Below are 1,782 nucleotides of genomic sequence, written 5' to 3' on the forward strand. Positions count from 1 at the left end.
TCCGCAAGTTGTAGTTGCGGACGCAAGCCTGCGCTCGTTCAGCTTTCGATTCTAGGTGGGGTTAAATTCGCGCTTACAATGCAACGAGGTCGGCCGGGTCCATGCTGGCCACGTCGAACTCGGAGAGCGTCGGCGTGCTGATGCGCGGCAGCACCTTACGCAGCGCGTCGACATCGAGGTTCACGAGCGCGGCGAGCGACGTGCCGCGCAGCGCGCCCGACGTCGGCTTGCGCAGCGTGACCTGCGTAATGGTTTGCCCTTCGCGCTCGATCGGCGTGTCGAGCGTGTGCGTGTTCTCGTCGAGCGTGGCGCGGCCCGTCGTTTCGATGTTGGCGGTATCGATGGTCGTCATGGTGTTTCCTGGTTGGATGTGAAATTGAACGGATGGCCCGCGGTCGCCGCGGGCGTGTGGTTACAGACCCATCGCGTGGCGAACCATCCGGGTTCCTCTGTGCGGCGACGCGCGACTGCTGGGCACGGCGCAGATCGCGGCCGAGCTCGCGCAGCAATTGACGGCGGGCGGCCGGCGACAGCTTTGCGAGCAGCCCGCCAGCCCATTTTTCGAGTGATTCAAGACTATTCGTTGGATTTGGCCGACGCCTGTCGCTGCTGTCCGGGTTGATTGCTTTCATCGTTGCCTGGACGTCACAGCGTGCTTTTACTTATCGATTGTTGACGGATACGCGGATCATTGTTGCCAGGCGGCGACATCGGAGAACGGACTGCCGGAGTCAATGGCGTAAATCGAATCGATATCCAATTCAATATCCCTCTGATCAAATGCGCTTCGCAGTTTAATCAGCCTGTTAGGTTGGTCGATTTCCAGTAGCCGCCCCTGCTCAATTGAATAAATCATTGGATCATAAAAATCTCCGTATAGCGTTACATATTCTCTAGCAGGTATGGCCTTCAATTTCTCTTCGATTGTTTCGCTGGGGTAATTTTCGCTCCACATGCATGCATCGTGCTTGATGGCGTACATGTACATTGCAATCTGTCGAATGATTCCGTCGCCCTCGCTCTGCAAGGCGGCTTGAAGCGTTCTGACTGCGCCTCTCCAACAATCCATCTTAATTTTGTTCTCCTGAGACGTTCTGCCCCAGCGAAATCGGAAGCTAAGCGGCGTCACTGCGCGCTGCCATGAAGAAAGGAACTCATTTTTTACCCTTTCTATTAATTTTTCGCCGGACAAAGAATCGATTTCAACCCTGAATCTCTCTATGCCAGACGGCTGATGCTTGATAAAAATGGCCACTATCTTGGAGAATTCAATATCCGCGTGCCTGTAATTGTCCCGCTTGATCGTTGCAATTTCTGCCTCTTGATTGACGGCGCATGCAATTCCGACAATATTATCTCCGGAAACGGTTATCACGCTAATGATGCATCCCCTTTCAATGAGGGAGATGCACTTATTCCGGTCCATGGCTTCTCCTCGTAGTCGCAGAACCTATAAATGCTAGCGCACGTGGCCAGAAGACGGGAAACGTTGGGCCAAACTTTCACGTTCGTTTTGACATCCGAATCAGAAGTCAGGATTGAATTAAGATTCGATTTTAAAAAGCCAATTCGGCTCAAGGGGCCAACGAATCGAACCTTGGTTTAGTCTGCGAGCCACGGCTCGCTCGCGTCGTCGATATGCTCGACCGTTCGGTTGCCGGCTTCGTCCGTTCCGACCACGATGCTTTCCGACAGCTTCACTTTTAGCCCGAGGTCGACGGCGTTGTTCGACAGGATGTCCGCGACAAACGTGATGCCGTCGCGGCGCTCGTCGCGGTTCGT

Annotated in this window: 3 protein-coding genes and 1 pseudogene; all 4 read right to left on the minus strand. The window is 54.4% G+C overall.

Translation table 11 applies throughout. The features are described from left to right. Positions 1-73 precede the first annotated feature (73 nt). The gene (locus WS91_RS05310) at positions 74-352 is read right to left on the minus strand and encodes a phage tail assembly protein (protein WP_059583232.1); all 279 of its coding nucleotides are present in this window, start codon (positions 350-352) and stop codon (positions 74-76) included. Positions 353-431: 79 nt separating this feature from the next. Beyond that, positions 432-632, minus strand: a pseudogene (locus WS91_RS32155) (phage virion morphogenesis protein); the annotation flags it as partial. A gap of 56 nt (positions 633-688) precedes the next feature. Continuing rightward, positions 689-1,426 carry a hypothetical protein gene (locus WS91_RS35535; RefSeq protein ID WP_156432292.1) on the minus strand — a complete coding sequence of 246 codons (738 nt, stop codon included), beginning with the start codon at positions 1,424-1,426 and terminating at the stop codon, positions 689-691. Positions 1,427-1,602: 176 nt separating this feature from the next. Further along, a partial coding sequence (locus WS91_RS05320; protein ID WP_197422213.1) for a phage tail protein occupies positions 1,603-1,782 on the minus strand: 180 nt, incomplete at its 5' end.

The sequence above is a fragment of the Burkholderia sp. MSMB1498 genome (assembly GCF_001526245.1).
Lineage (GTDB): Bacteria > Pseudomonadota > Gammaproteobacteria > Burkholderiales > Burkholderiaceae > Burkholderia > Burkholderia savannae.